This is a genomic window from Pseudomonas fluorescens (genome assembly GCF_902497855.1).
GTDB classification, from domain to species: Bacteria; Pseudomonadota; Gammaproteobacteria; order Pseudomonadales; family Pseudomonadaceae; genus Aquipseudomonas; species Aquipseudomonas fluorescens_BI.
This window is the reverse complement of record NZ_CABVHU010000022.1, coordinates 1-20108: the sequence shown is the minus strand read 5'-3', so window position 1 is coordinate 20108 and position 20108 is coordinate 1. Positions and strand designations below refer to the sequence as shown.

Genomic DNA, 20108 nt, shown 5'->3' with positions numbered 1-20108 from the left:
GCCAGCTCCTACAGGGGATTTGTGTTCGGCAGTCAGGTTGCGGGCGCCGCCAGTTGCGGTGGCGGGGCGAAGTCGAACGGCGCCAGCGCGAACCCTTGCTCATCCACCTGCAACGCCCAGCCCTGACGATCCCAATCCCCCAGCACTATGCGCCTGGCCGCCTGCTCGCCAATCTGCAACTTGTGGATGGCGGGGCGATGGGTATGGCCATGGATCAAGGTTTTCACGCCGTAGGCCTGCATGATCCGCGGCACCTCGTCTGGCGTGACATCGACGATGTCGTTGGCCTTCATTCGCGTTTGCGCACGGCTTTCACTGCGCAGCTTGCGCGCCAGCTTCTGCCGGGTGCCCAGGGGCAAATGGCGCAGGATGAACAAGGTCACGGGATTACGCAGGTAGCGTCGCAGCTTCATATAGCTGACGTCACGGGTGCAGAGGCTGTCGCCGTGCATCAACAGCACCGGCTCGCCGTAAAACTGCACGACACTCGGGTCCTTCAATAATGTGCAGCCGGCCTGTTTGCAAAAGGCCTTGCCGAGCATGAAGTCGCGATTGCCGTGCATCAGATAAATGGCCGTGCCGCTGTCGCTGAGATCGCGCAGGGCCTGGCAGATGGAACGCTGGAAGGTGGTCATGGCATCGTCGCCAATCCACGCTTCGAAAAAATCGCCCAGGATATATAACGCACTCGCCGAGCGGGCGCGCCCGGCGAGCAAATCCAGAAACGCCCGGGTAATGTCCGGGCGCTCCTCTTCCAGATGCAAGTCTGAAATCAGCAGTATCACTCAATGATCTCGGCTTTCTCGATGATCACGTCTTCTGCTGGCACGTCCTGGTGGCCGGACTTCATGGTGGTGGAAACACCCTTGATCTTGTCGACGACGTCGGTGCCGGCAACGACTTTGGCGAATACTGCGTAGCCCCAGCCTTGAGTGGTCTTGGCGCTGTGGTTCAGGAAGCTGTTGTCAGCCACGTTGATGAAGAACTGGGCGGACGCCGAATGCGGCTCCATGGTACGGGCCATGGCCACGGTGTACTTCTCGTTTGGCAGGCCGTTGTCGGCTTCGTTCTGGATGCTTGGGCGCTTGTCTTTCTTTTCTTTCATGCCTGGCTCGAAACCGCCGCCCTGGATCATGAAGTTACCGATGACGCGGTGGAAAACGGTGTTTTCGTAGTGACCGGCTTTGACGTATTCGATGAAGTTGGCAACGGTCAGCGGTGCCTTTTCAGCGTTCAGTTCCAGGACGATGTCGCCATGGTTGGTGGTCAGTTTGACTTGGGTCATGATGGTTTCTCTTTCTATGAATTCGTGGGTTTCGAGGCTCGGCAGCCCTCAACCGGTCCGGCCAATGTTGGCCAAGGTGCGCAGTTTAGCGTGCCGGGCGCGAATTTCGAGGCCGTTTTTCATTTGCATCCGATTAAATGCAGCCGTTTTCGGGCCTGCTCTGTCAGCGACTTGACAGCATCGGCTATGATAAGCCCCTTTGATTTATAACAGCCGCTTTGATTTGGCCAACTGGCCGCGCACTTGTACGTTCAAGGATCCTATGAGCAAGCCCACTGTCGACCCTACCTCGAATTCCAAGACCGGCCCTGCCGTGCCGGTCAATTTCCTGCGCCCGATCATCCAGGCGGACCTGGACTCGGGTAAGCACACGCAGATCGTCACCCGTTTCCCGCCTGAGCCCAACGGTTACCTGCACATCGGTCACGCCAAGTCGATCTGTGTGAACTTCGGCCTGGCCCAGGAATTCGGCGGCGTCACGCACCTGCGTTTCGACGACACCAACCCGGCCAAGGAAGACCAGGAATACATCGACGCGATCGAAAGCGACGTCAAATGGCTGGGCTTCCAATGGTCCGGTGAAGTGCGCTATGCCTCGCAGTATTTCGACCAGTTGCACGACTGGGCCGTCGAGCTGATCAAGGCCGGCAAGGCCTACGTCGACGACCTGACCCCGGATCAGGCCAAGCAATACCGCGGCACCCTGACCGAGCCGGGCAAGAACAGCCCGTTCCGCGATCGCTCCGTGGAAGAAAACCTCGACTGGTTCGCCCGCATGCGCGCCGGTGAATTCCCGGACGGCGCACGGGTGCTGCGGGCCAAGATCGACATGGCCTCGCCGAACATGAACCTGCGCGACCCGATCATGTATCGCATCCGTCACGCGCACCACCACCAGACCGGTGACAAGTGGTGCATCTACCCGAACTACGACTTCACCCACGGTCAGTCGGACGCCATTGAAGGCATCACCCACTCGATCTGCACCCTGGAGTTCGAAAGCCACCGTCCACTGTACGAGTGGTTCCTGGAGAACCTGCCGGTTCCTGCGAACCCGCGCCAGTACGAGTTCAGCCGCCTGAACCTGAACTACACCATCACCAGCAAGCGCAAGCTCAAGCAACTGGTGGACGAGAAGCACGTCAATGGCTGGGACGATCCGCGCATGTCCACGCTGTCGGGTTTCCGCCGCCGTGGCTACACGCCGAAATCGATCCGCAATTTCTGCGAAATGATCGGCACCAACCGTTCCGACGGCGTGGTCGACTTCGGCATGCTCGAATTCAGCATCCGCGACGACCTCGACCACAGCGCCCCCCGTGCCATGTGCGTATTGCGTCCGCTGAAAGTCGTGATCACCAACTACCCGGAAGGCCAGGTCGAGAACCTCGAACTGCCATGCCACCCGAAAGAAGACATGGGCGTGCGCGTATTGCCGTTCGCCCGTGAGCTCTACATCGACCGTGAAGACTTCATGGAAGAGCCGCCAAAAGGCTACAAGCGCCTGGAGCCGAATGGCGAAGTGCGTCTGCGCGGCAGCTACGTGATCCGTGCCGACGAAGCGATCAAGGACGCCGACGGCAATATCGTTGAACTGCGTTGCTCCTATGACCCGCAAACACTGGGCAAGAACCCTGAAGGCCGCAAGGTCAAGGGCGTGGTGCACTGGGTACCGGCCGCGGCCAGCGTCGAATGCGAAGTGCGTCTGTACGATCGCCTGTTCCGTTCGCCGAACCCTGAGAAAGCCGAAGACAGCGCCGGTTTCCTGGACAACATCAACCCTGACTCGCTGCAAGTCCTCACCGGTTGTCGTGCCGAGCCTTCGCTTGGCAACGCACTGCCGGAAGACCGTTTCCAGTTCGAGCGCGAAGGTTACTTCGTCGCGGATATCAAGGACTCGAAACCAGGTGCTCCGGTATTCAACCGTACCGTGACCTTGCGTGATTCGTGGGGCCAGTGATTCAAGGAACCTCTAAAGTGCTTTCGATCTACAACACGCTCACCAAGAGCAAAGAAGTCTTCAAACCCCTGGATGGCAACAAGGTGCGCATGTACGTCTGCGGGATGACCGTGTACGACTACTGCCACCTGGGCCACGGCCGCAGCATGGTCGCCTTCGATCTGGTGACGCGCTGGCTGCGCTTCAGCGGTTTCGACCTGACCTACGTGCGCAACATCACCGACATCGACGACAAGATCATCAATCGCGCCCGTGAAAACGGCGAGTCGTTCGAAGCGCTGACCGAGCGCATGATCGCGGCGATGCACGAAGACGAAGCGCGCCTGAACATCCAGAAACCGGACATGGAGCCGCGCGCCACCGGGCATATCCCCGGCATGCACGCGATGATCCAGACCCTGATCGACAAGGGCTATGCCTACGCCCCGGGCAATGGCGACGTGTACTACCGCGTCGCCAAGTTCATGGGCTACGGCAAGCTGTCGCGCAAGAAAATCGAAGACCTGCGCATCGGCGCGCGGATCGAAGTCGACGAATCCAAGCAGGACCCGTTGGACTTCGTGCTGTGGAAAGGCGCCAAGCCAGGCGAACCGAGCTGGCCATCGCCGTGGGGCGACGGTCGTCCGGGCTGGCACATTGAGTGCTCGGTGATGTCGACCTGCTGCCTGGGCGAGACCTTCGACATTCATGGCGGCGGCAGCGACCTCGAGTTCCCGCACCACGAAAACGAAATCGCCCAGAGCGAAGCGGCTACTGGCAAGACCTACGCCAACGCGTGGATGCATTGCGGCATGATTCGCATCAATGGCGAGAAGATGTCCAAGTCCTTGAACAACTTCTTCACCATCCGCGACGTGCTCGACAAGTACCACCCGGAAGTCGTGCGTTACCTGCTGGTATCGAGCCACTACCGCAGCGCGATCAACTACTCGGAAGACAACCTCAAGGACGCCAAGGGCGCCCTCGAGCGTTTCTACCACGCGTTGAAAGGCCTGCCGAACGTGGCGCCGGCCGGTGGCGAAGCGTTCGTCGAGCGCTTTACCCAGGTGATGAACGACGACTTTGGCACACCGGAAGCCTGCGCGGTGCTGTTCGAGATGGTGCGCGAGATCAACCGCCTGCGCGAGAGCGATTTGAACGCCGCCGCCGGCCTGGCTGCCCGTTTGAAAGAACTGGCCAGCGTGCTGGGTGTGTTGCAGCTTGAAGCCGACGACTTCCTGCAGGCCGGTGCCGAAGGGCGGGTCGATGCGGCTGAGGTCGATGCGCTGATTGCTGCGCGTCTGGCAGCTCGTGCTGGTAAAGACTGGGCCGAATCCGACCGAATCCGCGACCAGCTGACCGCCATGGGCGTGGTGCTGGAAGACGGGAAGGGCGGGACGACCTGGCGTCTGGCTGACTGATTGCTGTGTTTGCTACAAAACAAAACCCGCCTTGTGCGGGTTTTTGTTTTTGGGTATGGCAGCGAATGCTGTATCGACAATGCTGACGCCTTCGCTGGCAAGCCAGCTCCTACAGGGATTGCGTCGTTCGCAATGTTAGCAATCGACGCGACCTTGTAGGAGCTGGCTTGCCAGCGAAGGTCTAAAGCCGAACACCGCATCTGCAGTTCTCTTGTCATTCAGTCTGGCGCAATCGCTTGTAGAGGGTATTCCGGCTAACCCCAAGGCGCCGCGCCAAGTGCGAGATATTCCCCCCCACCGCCTGCAACTGCCGATTCAATTCCTCCACATCATTCAAATCCAACGCCAAGGGTTCCTCCACCTCGACCGGCTCCATCTCCAGATCCACAAAAAAATCATCCGGCAAATGCTCCAGACGCACCGGCTGTTCCTCGGCCATGGCCAGCGCCACCTGAATCACACTGCTGACCTGCCTTAAATTCCCCGGCCACGGATGGCGGCTGAACAATTCCAGCACTTCACGACTCAATCCGGCCCACTGCGACGGCTCACGATGCTGCTCCCACAGGCGCTTGAACAGTGCCTGCTTGTCACTGCGTTCGCGCAGGGGAGGCAGTTCCAGGGTCAAGCCGCCTATCCGGTAATAAAGGTCTTCACGAAACCGCCCCAACTGAACCTGCTCGCGCAGCGACCGGTTGGTCGCCGAGATAATGCGAATGTCCACCGGGAACAGCTCGCTGCTGCCCACCGGTTGCACGCAACGCTCCTGCAACACCCTCAATAACCTGGCCTGGGTCGGCAACGGCATGTCGCCGATTTCATCGAGAAACAGCGTGCCTTTATCCGCCTTGCGGATCAGCCCGATGCTGCCTTTCTGATTGGCCCCGGTGAACGCGCCTTTCTCATAGCCGAACAGCTCGGACTCCACCAGTTCGGCGGGGATCGCCGCACAGTTGACGGCGATGAACGATTGTTTGCTACGGGAGCTGGCCTGATGCAGGGCTTTGACGAAGACTTCCTTGCCGACCCCGGTTTCCCCATGGATCAACAGGGGTATGTCCTTTTCCAACAAGCGCTCGGCCTGGCGCACGGCTTTTTCCACGCGGCTGTCGCCAAAATGCAGGGTGCTCAGGCTGATGGCGGCAGGCGCGGTCACCGCCGGTTCAACAACCAGCGGCGCCTGGACAGGTGCTTGCTTCGGCCGTTTCAACAGGCACTGAAAGCGGTTGCGTCCGGAGGCTTGCAGCGCAAAGGGTAACCCTTCGGGCTGGTTCAACAGCTCCGATAGCGACACCTTGAACAGGCTTTCGACACGGACCCGCGACAGGCTGATGCCCAGCAGGTTGTCGGCCCGGCGATTGGCGGACAGCACCTGGCCGCTCTCATCGAAAATCAACAGCCCGGCCCATTGGCTGTCGAGGTTGTTCAGCCCGGTGTTGAAGGTCAGTTGAAAGTGCTGGCCATGGAACAGGTTGAGGATCAGCCGGTTCTCCACGGTCTGGCTCATCATCTTGACCATGCCGAGGGTGTGGGACGGCGGCAGGTAACTGTCGCTGGAGACATCGAGTACCGCGATCACCTGGCGTTCGGCATCGAAAATCGGCGCGGCGGAACCGGTCATGAAGCGGTTGGCCTTCAGGAAGTGTTCATCGTGCTCGATATGCACCGCCTGCTCGCAGGCCAGCGCGGTGCCGATCGCATTGGTGCCGCTGCAGCGTTCCATCCAGCTGGCGCCGGCGCTGAAGCCGCGGGTCAGTCTGGGCTCGATAAAACGCTGGATACCCCAGGATGTCAGCACCTGGCCCTGATTGTCGGCGAGCATGATCAGGCAATTGGAATTGCTCAGGATGTTTTCGTAATAGGGCAGGACTTCCTGGTGGGTGGTCTGCACCAGTGAGTGCTGGCTCTCCAGCAACCGGGCGACGCCCTCGGCCGACAACTGGTCGAACGCAGGGGCGCTCTGATGATCGAGACCGAACGCGCGGCAACGGGACCAGGAGTCCTGGATGATGGCGTCATGGGAGAGCGGCAGGGCGGGAGCGGCCATGGCAGTCGATCTCTGAATAACAAAATTTTTTGTTGTTATAGGTACTCCCCTGTGGGAGCGAGCCTGCTCGCGAAGAGGGAGTGTCAGTCGACATTAATGTTGGCTGACCAACTGCTTTCGCGAGCAGGCTCGCTCCCACAGGTTTTGCAATTCTGTCCTGTGCCCGTAGTTCCCTGTAGGAGCCCGGCTTGCCGGCGAAGGCGATTTCGATGACGCCTTCGCCCAGGCCGGGCTCTTACAGGGAGCGCGAAACGGTCCATAGAGTGTTGTTCACTATTGTTCATTGTCAATCGACGGGTTGTTCAAATGTTCAGTGAAGGCTGTTCATTTCTGTTCAGCAATGAACACGGTTCTGCCGTCCTGTGAGGAATTTTCAAACCGGATCAAAGGCTTATATTTTCTGGCACAAAACTCGCTCTATCGCTCAGGTCGCTTGACTCCAATAATAAAAAAGGCCGAGCCATGTCATTAACCCTGGAGCACGTCAGCCGCACCGTCGAGGGCCAGACCTGGATCGACGATGCGTGCCTTGATTTCGAACCCGGATCCTTCAACGTGTTGCTCGGCCGCACCCTGTCCGGCAAAACCAGCCTCATGCGCCTGATGGCCGGCCTGGACAAGCCCGACAGCGGCCGCATCCTGATGAATGGCGTCGACGTCACCCAGCGCCCGGTGCGGCTGCGCAATGTGTCGATGGTCTATCAGCAGTTCATCAACTACCCGACCATGACGGTGTTCGAGAACATTGCTTCGCCGTTGCGCCAGGGCGGCGTTTCCAACGAACTGATCCAGAGCAAGGTGCTGGAAACCGCAAAGATGCTGCGCATCGAAAAATTCCTGCAGCGTTATCCGCTGGAACTCTCCGGTGGCCAGCAACAGCGCACGGCCATGGCCAGGGCGCTGGTCAAGGACGCCGAGCTGATCCTGTTCGACGAGCCTCTGGTCAACCTCGACTACAAACTGCGCGAAGAACTGCGTCAGGAGATGCGCGAGCTGTTCAAGGCGCATCACACCATCGCCATCTACGCCACCACCGAACCCAACGAAGCCCTGGCCCTGGGCGGCACCACGACCATTCTGCATGAAGGCCGGGTGATCCAGAGCGGCAAGTCCTCTTCGGTGTATCACCAGCCGCAAACCGTGCTGGCCGCTGAATTGTTCAGCGAGCCGCCGATCAACCTGATGCCTGGGCGCATCGCCGGCAACGAGGTGAGTTTCGCCAATTTCGTGCACTTTCCATTGAACGTGGATCTGCGGCCGGTGGGCGAGGGCGAGTTCCGCTTCGGCGTGCGGCCCAGCCACATTTCGCTGGTGCCCAGCAACGATGACGATCTGGAACTGGCGGTGACCGTCGAGGTGGCGGAGATCAGCGGTTCGGAAACCTTCCTGCACGTGCGCAACGAGCATTTCCTGCTGGTGCTGCACCTGCCCGGGGTCCATGAATACGATGTCGACGCGCCGATTCGCATCTACATACCGACCCATAAACTGTTTGTGTTCGATACCCGGGGGCGGCTGGTCCAGGCGCCCGGCCGCCGTATCGCGAGGGTTGCCTGATGGCCGAAATCCGCTTGCAGAACCTCGCCCACAGCTACACCCGCACGCCGACCGGCCCCGACGATTACGCGATCCGCGAGATGGACCATGTCTGGGAGCAGGGTGGTGCCTACGCCTTGCTCGGGCCTTCGGGCTGCGGCAAGTCGACTTTGCTCAACATCATTTCCGGGTTGCTCAGCCCATCCCAGGGCCAGGTGCTGTTCGACAGCAAAGTGGTCAACGAGCTGACCCCGGAGAAGCGCAATATCGCTCAGGTTTTCCAGTTTCCGGTGGTCTACGACACCATGACGGTGTACGACAACCTGGCCTTCCCGCTGCGCAACCAGGGCATGGCCGAGGCGAAAATCCACAGCAAAGTGCAGGAGATCGCCGAAGTCCTCGACCTCCAGACACTGCTGAGCAAGAAGGCGCGCAACCTCACCGCCGATGAAAAACAGAAAGTCTCCATGGGCCGGGGATTGGTGCGTGATGACGTGTCGGCGATCCTGTTCGACGAGCCGCTGACGGTGATCGACCCGCACCTGAAGTGGAAGCTGCGGCGCAAGCTCAAGCAGATCCACGAGCAGTTCAACATCACCATGGTCTACGTGACCCACGATCAGCTGGAGGCCTCGACCTTCGCCGACAAGATCGCGGTGATGTACGGCGGGCAGATCGTGCAGTTCGGTACTCCACGGGAACTGTTCGAGCGGCCAAGCCACACCTTTGTCGGCTATTTCATCGGCAGCCCGGGCATGAACCTGATCGAGGTGCAGCCGCAACCTGGCGGCGTCGGGTTCGCCTCGACCCACTTGCCGCTGTCCGAGGCACAACAGCAACGCATCGCCGAGTCCGAGTGGCAAACCCTGAAGGTCGGTATCCGTCCGGAGTTCGTCCACGTGTGGGACGAACCCTTTGATGACGCGCTGCGGGCCCAAGTCGTACACGTCGAAGACCTGGGCACCTACAAGATCGTGACACTGAACCTCGACGGCGCGCCGCTGAAAGTGCGCCTGGCCGAAGACAAGCCGGTGCCCGAAGGTACGGCGTACATCAGCTTCCCGGCGCAATGGTTGATGGTGTATGCCGATGACTACCTGCTGGAGGCACAGCCATGAACAAGGTGTACAACAACAAGGCCTGGTGGCTGGTGTTGCCGGTGTTTTTGCTGGTGGCGTTCAGTGCGGTGATCCCGATGATGACCGTGGTCAACTACTCGGTACAGGACATCTTCGACCAGTCCAGCCGCTACTTCGTCGGCGCCGACTGGTACCGGCAGGTGCTGCTCGATCCGCGCTTGCACGACTCGCTGCTGCGCCAGTTCATCTACTCCGGGTGCGTGCTGCTGATCGAAATCCCCCTGGGCATCGCCATCGCCCTGACCATGCCGACCAAGGGGCGCTGGTCGTCGCTGGTGCTGATCATCCTGGCGATCCCGCTGCTGATCCCGTGGAACGTGGTCGGCACCATCTGGCAGATCTTCGGCCGGGCGGACATCGGCCTGCTCGGGGCGAGCCTCAAGGCCATGGGTATCAACTACAACTATGCGGCCAACACCATGGACGCCTGGGTCACGGTGCTGGTGATGGACGTCTGGCACTGGACGTCGTTGGTGGCGCTGTTGTGTTTCTCCGGCCTGCGGGCGATTCCGGACGTGTACTACCAAGCGGCGCGGATCGATCGGGCCTCGGCCTGGGCGGTGTTCCGGCATATCCAGCTGCCCAAGCTCAAGAGCGTGCTGCTGATCGCGGTGATGTTGCGGTTCATGGACAGCTTCATGATCTACACCGAGCCATTCGTACTCACGGGGGGAGGGCCGGGAAATGCCACCACTTTCTTGAGTCAGACCTTGACCCAAATGGCTGTAGGGCAATTCGACCTGGGCCCGGCAGCGGCGTTCTCGCTGGTGTACTTCCTGATCATCCTGTTGGTGTCCTGGCTGTTCTATACCGCCATGACTCACGCTGACGCCAACCGCTGAGGTCTGCCATGAGCAAGAGAAAGCTTATACCCCTGCTGATCTACATCCTGTTCCTGCTGGTGCCGATCTACTGGCTGCTGAACATGTCCTTCAAGAGCAACGGCGAAATCCTCGGGGGCCTGACGCTGTTTCCCCAGGACTTCACCTTCGCCAACTACAAGGTGATCTTCACCGACCCGAGCTGGTACACCGGTTACCTCAACTCGCTGTACTACGTGAGCCTGAACACGGTGATCTCGCTGAGCGTGGCGCTGCCGGCGGCCTACGCGTTCTCGCGTTATCGTTTCCTTGGTGACAAGCACCTGTTCTTCTGGCTGCTGACCAATCGCATGGCACCGCCGGCGGTCTTCCTGCTGCCGTTCTTCCAGCTGTACTCCTCGATCGGTCTGTTCGATACGCACATCGCGGTGGCGTTGGCCCATTGTCTGTTCAACGTGCCGTTGGCGGTGTGGATTCTCGAAGGCTTCATGTCCGGCGTGCCCAAGGAAATCGACGAAACCGCCTACATCGACGGCTACAGTTTCCCCAAGTTCTTCGTCAAGATTTTCGTCCCGCTGATCGGTTCCGGGATCGGTGTCACGGCGTTTTTCTGCTTCATGTTTTCCTGGGTCGAACTGCTGCTGGCGCGAACCCTGACCTCGGTGAACGCCAAGCCCATCGCCGCGGTGATGACGCGCACGGTCTCGGCGTCGGGCATCGACTGGGGCGTGCTGGCGGCGGCGGGGGTGTTGACTATCCTGCCGGGCATGCTTGTGATCTGGTTTGTTCGTAACCACGTGGCCAAGGGCTTTGCCCTGGGCCGGGTATGAGGAGCTGATGATGGAATGGATGAGTTGGACCGTCCCCACCGCGGCGTTCTTCTGCGCCATTGCCTTGATCCTGGTGGGCATGACGACCTGGGAATTACGCTCGCCGAGTGTCCCTCGGCGAGGTTTCTTGCCGATTGCCACCACCCGTGGCGATCGGTTGTTTATCGGTCTTCTCGGCAGCGCCTACCTGCATCTGCTGGTAATCGGCGCTACCGAATGGAGCATCTGGGTCGCGTTCGCGGTGTCCCTGGTGTGGCTGTTGGCTGTGATGCGTTGGGGCTAGTCGAAATCGATCGGCAACGTTGCTCCGAAACCTAAACAGGAGGTCTCTATGTTCGACAAAAACAATAAGCTGCGACATAGCGTTTCATTGGCAGCCATGCTGGCACTCAGCGGTTTGAGCGCTGCGGCCTGGGCCGATGCCTATGAAGACGCCGCCAAAAAATGGCTAGGCAGCGAGTTCAAACCGTCTACCCTCACGCCAGAGCAGCAGCTCGCGGAGTTGAAGTGGTTCATCAAGGCCGCCGAGCCGTTTCGCGGCATGAATATCAAGGTCGTCTCCGAAACCATCGCCACCCACGAATATGAATCCAAGGTGCTGGCCAAGGCCTTCACCGAGATCACCGGGATCAAGCTGACCCACGACCTGCTGCAGGAAGGCGACGTGGTGGAAAAGCTGCAGACCCAGATGCAGTCGGACAAGAACATCTATGACGGCTGGGTCAACGACTCGGACCTGATCGGCACGCACTTTCGCTACGGCAAGACCGAATCGATCACCGACCTGATGGCCAACGAAGGCAAGAACTTCACCTCGCCGACCCTGGACATCAAGGACTTCATCGGCATTTCCTTCACCACCGCGCCGGACGGCAAGATCTATCAGCTCCCCGACCAACAGTTCGCCAACCTCTACTGGTTCCGCGCCGACTGGTTCGAGCGGGCGGACCTGAAAGCCAAGTTCAAGGAAAAGTACGGCTACGAACTGGGTGTGCCGGTGAACTGGTCGGCCTATGAAGACATCGCCAAATTTTTCAGCGAGGACGTCAAGGAAATCGACGGTAAACGCATCTACGGGCACATGGACTACGGCAAGAAAGACCCGTCCCTGGGCTGGCGCTTCACCGATGCCTGGTTCTCCATGGCCGGCGCCGGCGACAAGGGCATCCCCAACGGCTTGCCGGTGGACGAGTGGGGCATCCGCGTCGAAGACTGCCATCCGGTCGGTTCCAGCATTACCCGCGGTGGCGACACCAACGGCCCGGCGGCAGTCTACGCCACCACCAAATACGTCGACTGGCTGAAAAAATATGCCCCGCCGGAAGCGGCGGGCATGACCTTCTCCGAGTCGGGCCCGGTACCTTCCCAGGGCAACATCGCCCAGCAGATCTTCTGGTACACCGCGTTTACCGCCGACATGACCAAGCCGGGCCTGCCGGTGATGAACACCGACGGCACACCGAAATGGCGCATGGCGCCCTCGCCGAAGGGGCCGTATTGGGAAGAGGGCATGAAACTCGGCTATCAGGACGCCGGTTCCTGGACCTTCCTCAAATCCACCCCCGAGAAGCAAAGACTGGCGGCCTGGCTGTACGCGCAGTTCGTGACCTCGAAAACCGTGTCCCTGAAGAAAACCATCGTCGGCCTGACCCCGATCCGCGAATCGGACATCAACTCCCAAGCCATGACCGACCTGGCACCGAAACTCGGTGGCCTGGTGGAGTTCTACCGCAGCCCGGCCCGCGTGCAATGGACCCCGACCGGGACCAACGTGCCGGACTATCCGCGGCTGGCGCAACTGTGGTGGAGCCACATCGCCGAAGCGGCCAGTGGCGAGAAAACCCCGCAGCAGGCGCTGGATGGCCTGGCCAAGGATCAGGACGCGATCATGACCCGTCTGGAACGCTCCAAGGCGCAAGCGACCTGCGCGCCGAAAATGAATCCTGAGCGGGATGCGCAGTACTGGTTCGATCAGCCAGGCGCACCGAAGCCGAAACTGGCGAACGAGAAGCCTAAAGGTGAAACCGTGAGTTATGCCGAGCTGTTGAAATCGTGGGAGGCGGCGCGTAAATAAATTGGTTGTGCTGTGAAAGGCGGACGGCACCGGAAGGTGCCGTTTTTGAGTGTGCCTGTGCCACCGCTTTCGCCAGCAAGCCGGCTCCTACAGGTTTTGCGTTACGCCACAATTCGTTCATCCGGCAACAATCCCTGCGCCGCGCCATAATGCATCCGTCCAGCCACAACCCCCTGTAGGAGCTGGCTTGCCAGCGAAGAGGCCATCCCGGACAACAAAGCTCTCCAGCCTGAAACACTCACCATGACAACAGACTACCAGCGCCTGTTCCTCCGCCATCGCGGGCAAGCCCGCTCCCACAAGTTTTGATCGACTGTGCGTTGGGGACTTTAGGAAAGAATGCTCTTCAGGCTTGAGGCTTATTAAGCCGGCCATCCAGGCCGAAAGGCTCTTGCAGCACCAGCTCGTACAAGCCATCAGCCATTTGCGGGTTCATCAGCAAATTCCAGCTATGCGGCGACACGCTGGAAGGCACCAATACAAAGGGATGCTGGTTCAGCAGGTCGGCACCGAACTGTTGCTGGCTGCGGCTAGGCGTGCCGGGTACCAACCAATGAGGGTTTGCAATGCTGTCGGGCTGCACCACATAAATCCTCGACGGGTCCAGCACACGGGCCTGCGTCAGGCGATGGGGCTTGCAATCCAACGCATCGAAATCCTTGTGTACGGCCACCTCAAGAATGGCCGTAGAGGCATCCAGGCTGGCATAAACCGTGGCCATGCCTTTCGGGTTCCAGCGTCCACCCACCTTTTCTGCCCCCACACCCAAATGCCAGGTGGGGGCATACTCAGCAGCGTCAAGGCGCCAGAAGTGAATCTCACTGCTTAAAGGGTCTTTAGCCATCAATAGACCCCGTACTCGATGCGCGTCAGAAAGTCAGTCACCAGCTCATAACCCACCGAGTTGGAAATCAAATCAATGGGCATCTCACCATCCAGGCCGCGAGCAGGTTTGACCATCCATTGCTCGGCCAGCTCACGCGAGCCCAACACATCGGTGGCCTTCTCCAACACCTCGGCATAATAGAGTGCGCGCGTGCTTTGCTCGGAGGTCAAGACTTCTTCGGGGTATTTCAACCGTCGGGCCAGGGTGCGATCAGATGCGCCCACGATCCTCGACAGCACGCCATACCGTTTGTAAACGTCACTGTGTTCAATCATGTCGATCACCGACTGAAGCGGGAAACCGTTTCTTACGGCCCTATAAATCTCCATACGATCATCACTCACGTCGCCGTGGAGCAATATCGCAACCATGTGTGTGGCGCGAGGTGTATCAGTCAATGCCACCGCAGGCTGGTTGTTTTTCAAAAGCGCCAAGGCCGCTTCAGCGTTGCGCGATTTAGCCGTACCGACCCGATCGACTCTTACGCGGGCCCCATCGGTGGGTTCGATTTTCTTCCTGGCACTCATGGTAGCCTCCGGCGTCAAGACATCTGGCATTTACTATAATGCCAAATGGCAGAGAGCACCTAGCTCTTCATTGGCCAACATTGAGAACCCCAATGCTTGCCAATGAAGTGCTACAACAAATACTGAACACAGTTTTGCGTCGTCAGCATGGGTGCGAACACCACAGATCCCTGTAGGAGCTGGCTTGCCAGCGAAGAGGCCATCCCGGACAACAAAGCTTTCCAGCCCTTGGCACCACTGAATTACTGGTATAGGGATCGCGAAGAACCTTCAAAAGCATCAAACATTTCGTTGGATAATGGCGCGTCGAAGTCTTCGGGAAGCACCAGTTTTACTTTCATTGCTCCTATGCGTTGGTAACAGAGTTCTGCATCACTCACACGCTCAGCAGCCAACCCATCAAAGTCTTCAACCGGTTCAAAAAAGCTGTCACGTTTCATTTTCGTTCTCGCGTTGATTTCGTGACAGTTAGCCGAAGCCACTGCGGCCGGGACTATTCAATCGGGTCAAGCCGATCCAGCGCCCGGGTCACCGCCAGCTCACCCAGCATGATGACTTGCGCGATGCCTAATAGGGTATTGCGCCTGGGCCCATCCGTGTGGTCCGCCAAATCCATCGTCATGACATTGGCCGAGGCCAGCGACTCGCAAGCATGGGCCAGCAGGGTTTCGGTATCGAGTTCCGGGTTGACGATGAACATGGTGCCGGGAGTGCGCGGGTTGTCCATGATGGGGACGTCCGGCTTTGGGTGATAGTCGAGGGCGCGCTCGGCGGCGTCGAGGGTTTCGCACGGAGATGCCGGATCGGTGTCCGGCGGGTTGGGTGTGACTTTGAACATGGCAAATCCTCGTTTACTGGTGAGGCTGCCACATTCGTTTCCAAGCGAAGGGGTGGCAGCTGTACGCAGGTTGGAAAACCAGGGTAAACGAGCCCGGCAGACCCAAAAGGTCTCCCACGCACAGCCGCCATAACGAAATGCACATAGTGCGAACGAGTACGTTATGAAGAGTGCCTTAGTGTCGTTTACCCGTCGGGTTTCCAAGCCCGGTCGCTAAATTTTCAGCGGCACGGAAACGATAGAACCAAGGCTCACGGCGCACAAGCCGGCGGATTCTGTCTTACCTGTAGGTAACGCCGCAAGGTGTTGTGGCTTTTCACGAAGTAATTTTCGAAGCGATTAAACATGAGTGTTTAAATTTCTTTGAGCGCCGCTCAGGTCAGTAGGGTTTTCACACAGTCCAGGAAGATGTCGTTGTTTAGTCTATCCATCGGGCTGCGCTCGTTCGTGAAAGAAACAACACAGACACCGCGCTTACATTTTAAAGAAAAGTTACATTTTGAAACTTCCGCTGTAGGAAATTGGTTGTTTGTTATTACGAAAACTCCTATTCGTTCATTTGACTATGCCATTGGATTGCTTTCAGTACGCGTTCCACCGTCTTATTCGTCGTCGCCCAATATTCTCAGTCTACGGTCGAAAACATCGTGGACTCAGTCGCATGAAATGGAGAAGTACATCAATGAATGAGGGTTATTTCATTGGCTTGAATGACAAGACCACCTGCGGTGGCAAAGTCCTGGATGGCGATACCAGAGTCATGATGTATGGCCTGGCTCATGCTCGCGAAGGCGATCGAGTCACCTGTGGAGAGGACGGCGAGACTTATCGAATCGTCGGTGGCGTTTCGCACATAATCAGTCATGGCAAGCACGTGGCTGGCACGCTGGACAGCTACAGCAATTGTCCCTGTAAAGCACAACTGATCCCTTCGGTATTCACGGCTACCTATCAGTATGAAGCACGTCCTGCGCGGAATGCCTCACATAGCGCCGCTCAACCGAACTCTCCTGCGGCGGCCCGGCATTCGGTAGCGCCGCGTCAATCCGGTTTCGTCCCTTCAAGCCCTCCAGCGCCAGCGGTATTCAACAGCGCAGAGCCTCAGGAACCTGGCTTCTATGTCGTGCCCAAAAGCATGACCCGCGAAGCATTGGAAGCGACGCTGTTCCCCACGCGCAACCCGGCCGTGATGAGCAAGTTTCAGGCGCTCAACCCCCGGTCAGGCGATCTCAAAGCGGGATCGATGATCGTGCTGAGCGATCCGGATAACACCTCCTGCACCTATCAGGAAGCGCTGCTGATGCAGACTGCTCAACAGGTCAAGGCTGACCTCGATCCCCTGACACCGGAGGAAGCCGATTTCATGGTCCGCCACGCGGCTGAAATCGCCAGTTTTACCAGCAAGACCTCGACCTGGCTTGGCGTTAGCGCGGTGGTGATGGAAAAGCACCTGACCAGCCTGCGCGATACCCTTCAAGCCATGGAACGCCTGCATCAGGACAGCTATCGCCAGCACGGTCACCTCAGATCGCCGCAGTTCTTCACCGAGCGCCAGCGTCTGCTTGCCCAACTGGATGCACATCTGCTGAACTCCACCCGCTTGCGTGGGCAGACGACCTTGGGTGATCACCCCAAGTTGAAGACGGCCCTTGGTATCTCCAGTCGCAGCCTGGTGCATCACTGGGACAAGGCCGGGGGACCGGGCCAGATACCAGGGTATTCCATTCATGTGAATGCGATCAGTCGGGCTGCCAAGTACATGAGCACCGGTGGTTACATCGGCATTGGTATTGGTGGCGTTTCTTCGCTATTGGCCATTCAGGAGGTTTGTAATATTGGCTCTGGGGCCGCTTGTGAGAAGGTCAGGTTTACGGAGGGAGGAAAGTTTGCTGGGTCCACCTTTGGTGGCGTTGCGGGTGCAGAGATAGGTAAATATGTCAGTGGACCTATCTGTCTGGCGCTTGGAGTCTCTACAGGAATTGGGGGAGTTGTCTGCGCCGCGACCTTGATCGGTACTGGAGCATGGGTGGGTACGACTTATATGGGTGATGGCGGTGAGTTAATGGGTGAAATTTTATACGAGAAAACCCAGCCATGATGGGAAAGGATTTTTGGATGTCCTGGCTAGCTTTTTGGATTCTAGCCGGTCCGATTTTGCTGGCCATTGCGAGCACTGCATACAGTCTGTACCTCAGATGGCGTTACCTAGACGCCATGCTGGAGGCCTTAAAAAATAGTCGTTATGTTCATACCTGGGGTCCAGGTTTGCGGCAGCAGGGGTGGTTTGGGGGCCTCTTGCTAATAGCAAAAATCGCCGGGATGGTGACTATGCCAAGGGTTTCAATCCGCATTGGCGAGCTGGACCCCGAGGATAATAAAAACTTCCCCCCCCATTTAAAGCGTCTTTTGAAAATCAAAGCGGTGATGCTGGCTGGCATTGCTGTTTGGGGATTCATTGCGTATGGGCTGATGAAGTTGGAGTGATTTTTGGGGCTTCACCTCAAGCTTAAAACGGCACCCGGTATTTCCAGCCGTAGCCTGGTGCACCATTGGGACAAGGCCGGACTACCGGGGCTAATACCAGGGTATTCCACTCATGTGAATGCGATCAGTCGGGCTGCCAAGTACATGGGCACCGGTGGTTACATCGGCATTGGTATTGGTGGAGTTTCTTAGCTATTGGCCATTCAGGAGGTTTGTAATAGTGGCTCTGGGGATGCTTGTGACGTGCCGCCAAGTACATATAGGCAGGCTATTAAATCGGTATTGGTATTCCGTCCCTTTTTTCAGAACTCCTGCTTGACAGGTAGTTACTCGCTCAGCTAACGATTGCTACAGTCACTAACCAATCGGACAATTTTCATGGATAAGGGTCATGGCACAGATGCCGAGGGATTCATTAAGACCATGCCAGCTGTCAATCTCCAACCAGAGTTTGAGAGTGTTGTCGGAGATGTCTGCCCGACCTTGGTCGAGGCGCTCGGGACGGCAGTAGATAGCATCTACCTGTATGGCAGCGTTGCCCGCGGACAAGCGAGACCAGGTGAGTCAGACTTGGATGTCACACTGCTGATCAATGGTCAACTTGAACTTTATAACAGCCAGCTAGAGCGTATAAAGGATGAGCTGCAGGAACGACATCCAGAAGTCACCAAGATTGATTTCGATGTAGGAACTCGCACTGAAGCTCTGGCTCCTGAGAATCATTTTAGCTGGGGCTACTGGCTAAAACATCATTGCCGGTGTGTTTGGGGAAGTGACCTTAGCAGCGAATTTCAGCGTTTTAAGCCCTCACGCGAGATCGCAATGGCAGTCAACGGAGATTTCGCTCGGATGCTAAGGAAGTACGCCACGTCGATTGAGTGTACGACTGATACCGAGCAACTACGTCGCTTGCAGCGCGAGGCGTCCCGAAAACTCATCAGGTCGACGAACATCCTGCGTCTGGATCAGGAGCAATCGTGGCCTCTGACACTGGAGGATTATGTAGAACTCTTTTTACGAATCGCTCCGAAAATGAGGCATGACATTGATTATTTTCTGAGACAGGCAAGGGTGCCAGACTCCGCAGCAGATACGTTTTCGGCAGCCCTCAGATCTTTTAAGGACTGGATGCTCGAGCAGCAAGCACGTCGCGGTATCCCTACCTGACGGGTAGCGGTCGATTAGACCAAAACAGCCAGATCCGTATACCTGGCAACCAATGGATCGGCCGTGAGCAGTTTCATCGGTTCTGTCATGGCCGTTGCAATAATCAGGCGGTCGAAAGGGTCGCGGTGGTGATGCTCAAGGTCCTTCACGGCAATCGCATGTTCTGAAGTCACGGGCAGTTCGATGAACCCGCTTTCAAGGCAATACTGGCGGATCTCCTCCATATCAACGTCCAGCTTTCCCAGCCCGACCTTGATCGCCATCTCCCAGAATGTCGCTGCGCTGACGTAAATGTCGGCGGCGCTCTCAATGACCTTTCTGGCTTTGGCGGATAACCTGGAGTCATCGCTGAGCGTCCAGAGCAGAATATGGGTGTCGAGCAAAAGCCTCACCCTTGGGCGCCTTCGAAAGCATCGAGCATGTCATCCGGCAATGGAGCATCGAAGTCTGCGGGAAGTACCAGTTTGCCTTTCATCGCTCCGATGCGCCGTCCGCTGGATTTCCCCACGGGAACCAGGCGGGCAAGGGCCCGACCATGCTTGGCAATGGTGATGATCTGGCCGGCGGCTGCGTCGTCGACGAGTTTGGACAGATTGTTTTTTGCTTCGGCCAACGGTACGACGATCATGGTTTCTCTCCCATATTCTGGACAAATATAGCCAGAATATTGGGGGGCGGTAAAGATGCGCGATTCTTCAAGTGGGACGGGGGGCGATTTGGAGCGTTTCACTCGATAGGTCAGCAGCGTGACATTACCTTGACGCTCAGCGGCCAAGGCGTCGAGGCCGTCTACCAGTTCGGAAAAGATGTCACGGTTCATTGTTCTTTCTCGCGTTGTTTTATCTATCCAGCCAGTCATTCAAGATAGCCCCAAGTGCGCAGTGCTGGATGTAGGACGAAACGGACATTCCCGCGGGAGCTTTCGGGTATTGCAGGAGGAGGAGAGCGCGGCGGTAAAAAATCCTACAAACGCAAAAACGGCACCCGAACAGACTGTGTGAAAACGCACTGATGGTGGTTCCAATCAAACGCCCCGACTTGTTCGGGGCGTTTGCTTTTGTGCGGGCAGCAGACAAAAAAGGGCGTTTCAGCCCATCAACGCCATCAACTGACG

General features: G+C 58.0%; 21 protein-coding genes and 1 pseudogene. 12 read left to right on the top strand and 10 right to left on the bottom strand.

All coding sequences use genetic code 11. The features are described from left to right. Window positions 1-32 precede the first annotated feature (32 nt). Together lpxH and F8N96_RS30450 are read right to left on the bottom strand one after the other, a co-directional pair. Window positions 33-785, bottom strand: a complete 753-nt coding sequence (gene lpxH / locus F8N96_RS30455) for a UDP-2,3-diacylglucosamine diphosphatase (protein ID WP_150800945.1) — start codon at window positions 783-785, stop codon at window positions 33-35. Then, entirely contained in the window at window positions 782-1285 is a 504-nt protein-coding gene (locus F8N96_RS30450; protein ID WP_128869400.1) for a peptidylprolyl isomerase, read from the bottom strand. The genes lpxH and F8N96_RS30450 overlap by 4 nt, the downstream gene beginning before the upstream one ends. 262 nt (window positions 1286-1547) lie before the next feature. On the opposite strand from F8N96_RS30450, the gene F8N96_RS30445 reads away from it, so the two are divergent. Further along, window positions 1548-3245 (top strand): glutamine--tRNA ligase/YqeY domain fusion protein, encoded by a 1698-nt coding sequence (locus tag F8N96_RS30445; protein ID WP_150800944.1) that lies wholly within the window; start codon window positions 1548-1550, stop codon window positions 3243-3245. 17 nt (window positions 3246-3262) lie between these two features. Continuing rightward, window positions 3263-4645 carry a cysteine--tRNA ligase gene (gene cysS, locus F8N96_RS30440; protein ID WP_150800943.1) on the top strand — a complete coding sequence of 461 codons (1383 nt, stop codon included), beginning with the start codon at window positions 3263-3265 and terminating at the stop codon, window positions 4643-4645. Between the two features lie 214 nt (window positions 4646-4859). On the opposite strand, the gene F8N96_RS30435 is transcribed toward cysS, so the two are convergent. Further along, on the bottom strand, window positions 4860-6692 hold the full coding sequence (locus F8N96_RS30435) for a sigma-54-dependent Fis family transcriptional regulator (protein ID WP_150800942.1): 1833 nt from the start codon (window positions 6690-6692) through the stop codon (window positions 4860-4862). Between the two features lie 462 nt (window positions 6693-7154). On the opposite strand from F8N96_RS30435, the gene F8N96_RS30430 reads away from it, so the two are divergent. From F8N96_RS30430 to F8N96_RS30405, 6 genes are read left to right on the top strand one after another with little or no spacing between them, the layout of a single operon-like run. Further along, window positions 7155-8249, top strand: coding sequence for an ABC transporter ATP-binding protein (locus tag F8N96_RS30430; protein ID WP_150800941.1), 1095 nt, complete (start codon window positions 7155-7157; stop codon window positions 8247-8249). Further along, complete coding sequence (locus F8N96_RS30425; RefSeq protein WP_150800940.1) at window positions 8249-9346, top strand: ABC transporter ATP-binding protein; 1098 nt, start codon at window positions 8249-8251, stop codon at window positions 9344-9346. Before F8N96_RS30430 ends, F8N96_RS30425 begins: the two co-directional genes overlap by 1 nt. Further along, window positions 9343-10209 (top strand): carbohydrate ABC transporter permease, encoded by an 867-nt coding sequence (locus F8N96_RS30420; protein WP_064678761.1) that lies wholly within the window; start codon window positions 9343-9345, stop codon window positions 10207-10209. The genes F8N96_RS30425 and F8N96_RS30420 overlap by 4 nt, the downstream gene beginning before the upstream one ends. Window positions 10210-10217: 8 nt before the next feature. Further along, window positions 10218-11018 carry a carbohydrate ABC transporter permease gene (locus F8N96_RS30415; RefSeq protein WP_150800939.1) on the top strand — a complete coding sequence of 267 codons (801 nt, stop codon included), beginning with the start codon at window positions 10218-10220 and terminating at the stop codon, window positions 11016-11018. A 10-nt stretch (window positions 11019-11028) separates the two neighbouring features. Next, window positions 11029-11301: a DUF2160 domain-containing protein gene (locus tag F8N96_RS30410; RefSeq protein WP_064678759.1), complete on the top strand. Its 273-nt coding sequence runs from the start codon at window positions 11029-11031 to the stop codon at window positions 11299-11301. A 48-nt stretch (window positions 11302-11349) separates the two neighbouring features. Beyond that, window positions 11350-13092, top strand: a complete 1743-nt coding sequence (locus tag F8N96_RS30405) for an ABC transporter substrate-binding protein (RefSeq protein ID WP_150800938.1) — start codon at window positions 11350-11352, stop codon at window positions 13090-13092. Window positions 13093-13438: 346 nt separating this feature from the next. Here F8N96_RS30405 and F8N96_RS30400 read toward each other — a convergent pair whose 3' ends face one another. From F8N96_RS30400 to F8N96_RS30385, 4 genes are all read right to left on the bottom strand, one after another. Beyond that, window positions 13439-13936: an RES family NAD+ phosphorylase gene (locus F8N96_RS30400; RefSeq protein WP_150800937.1), complete on the bottom strand. Its 498-nt coding sequence runs from the start codon at window positions 13934-13936 to the stop codon at window positions 13439-13441. Next, on the bottom strand, window positions 13936-14505 hold the full coding sequence (locus F8N96_RS30395; RefSeq protein WP_224794152.1) for an antitoxin Xre/MbcA/ParS toxin-binding domain-containing protein: 570 nt from the start codon (window positions 14503-14505) through the stop codon (window positions 13936-13938). Before F8N96_RS30395 ends, F8N96_RS30400 begins: the two co-directional genes overlap by 1 nt. Before the next feature lie 242 nt (window positions 14506-14747). Beyond that, complete coding sequence (locus F8N96_RS30390; RefSeq protein ID WP_150800936.1) at window positions 14748-14945, bottom strand: hypothetical protein; 198 nt, start codon at window positions 14943-14945, stop codon at window positions 14748-14750. 53 nt (window positions 14946-14998) lie between these two features. Beyond that, window positions 14999-15343 (bottom strand): DUF6124 family protein, encoded by a 345-nt coding sequence (locus F8N96_RS30385; RefSeq protein ID WP_150800935.1) that lies wholly within the window; start codon window positions 15341-15343, stop codon window positions 14999-15001. A gap of 682 nt (window positions 15344-16025) precedes the next feature. On the opposite strand from F8N96_RS30385, the gene F8N96_RS30380 reads away from it, so the two are divergent. From F8N96_RS30380 to F8N96_RS30365, 4 genes and pseudogenes are all read left to right on the top strand, one after another. After that, on the top strand, window positions 16026-17441 hold the full coding sequence (locus tag F8N96_RS30380; protein WP_150801015.1) for a PAAR domain-containing protein: 1416 nt from the start codon (window positions 16026-16028) through the stop codon (window positions 17439-17441). Between the two features lie 17 nt (window positions 17442-17458). Continuing rightward, entirely contained in the window at window positions 17459-17827 is a 369-nt protein-coding gene (locus F8N96_RS30375) for a hypothetical protein (protein WP_224794151.1), read from the top strand. 3 nt (window positions 17828-17830) lie between these two features. Further along, a pseudogene (locus tag F8N96_RS35585) lies at window positions 17831-18016 on the top strand (hypothetical protein); the annotation flags it as partial. A gap of 189 nt (window positions 18017-18205) precedes the next feature. Next, the gene (locus F8N96_RS30365; RefSeq protein WP_150800933.1) at window positions 18206-18994 is read left to right on the top strand and encodes a nucleotidyltransferase family protein; all 789 of its coding nucleotides are present in this window, start codon (window positions 18206-18208) and stop codon (window positions 18992-18994) included. A gap of 14 nt (window positions 18995-19008) precedes the next feature. Here the strand turns inward: F8N96_RS30365 and F8N96_RS30360 are convergent, their stop codons facing one another. The 3 genes from F8N96_RS30360 to F8N96_RS35575 all read right to left on the bottom strand — a co-directional run. After that, entirely contained in the window at window positions 19009-19386 is a 378-nt protein-coding gene (locus F8N96_RS30360; RefSeq protein ID WP_150800932.1) for a type II toxin-antitoxin system VapC family toxin, read from the bottom strand. After that, the gene (locus tag F8N96_RS35580; protein WP_224794150.1) at window positions 19383-19814 is read right to left on the bottom strand and encodes a type II toxin-antitoxin system Phd/YefM family antitoxin; all 432 of its coding nucleotides are present in this window, start codon (window positions 19812-19814) and stop codon (window positions 19383-19385) included. Before F8N96_RS35580 ends, F8N96_RS30360 begins: the two co-directional genes overlap by 4 nt. A gap of 19 nt (window positions 19815-19833) precedes the next feature. After that, window positions 19834-20108: hypothetical protein (locus F8N96_RS35575; protein WP_224794149.1), on the bottom strand; the 275-nt coding region annotated here is incomplete at its 5' end.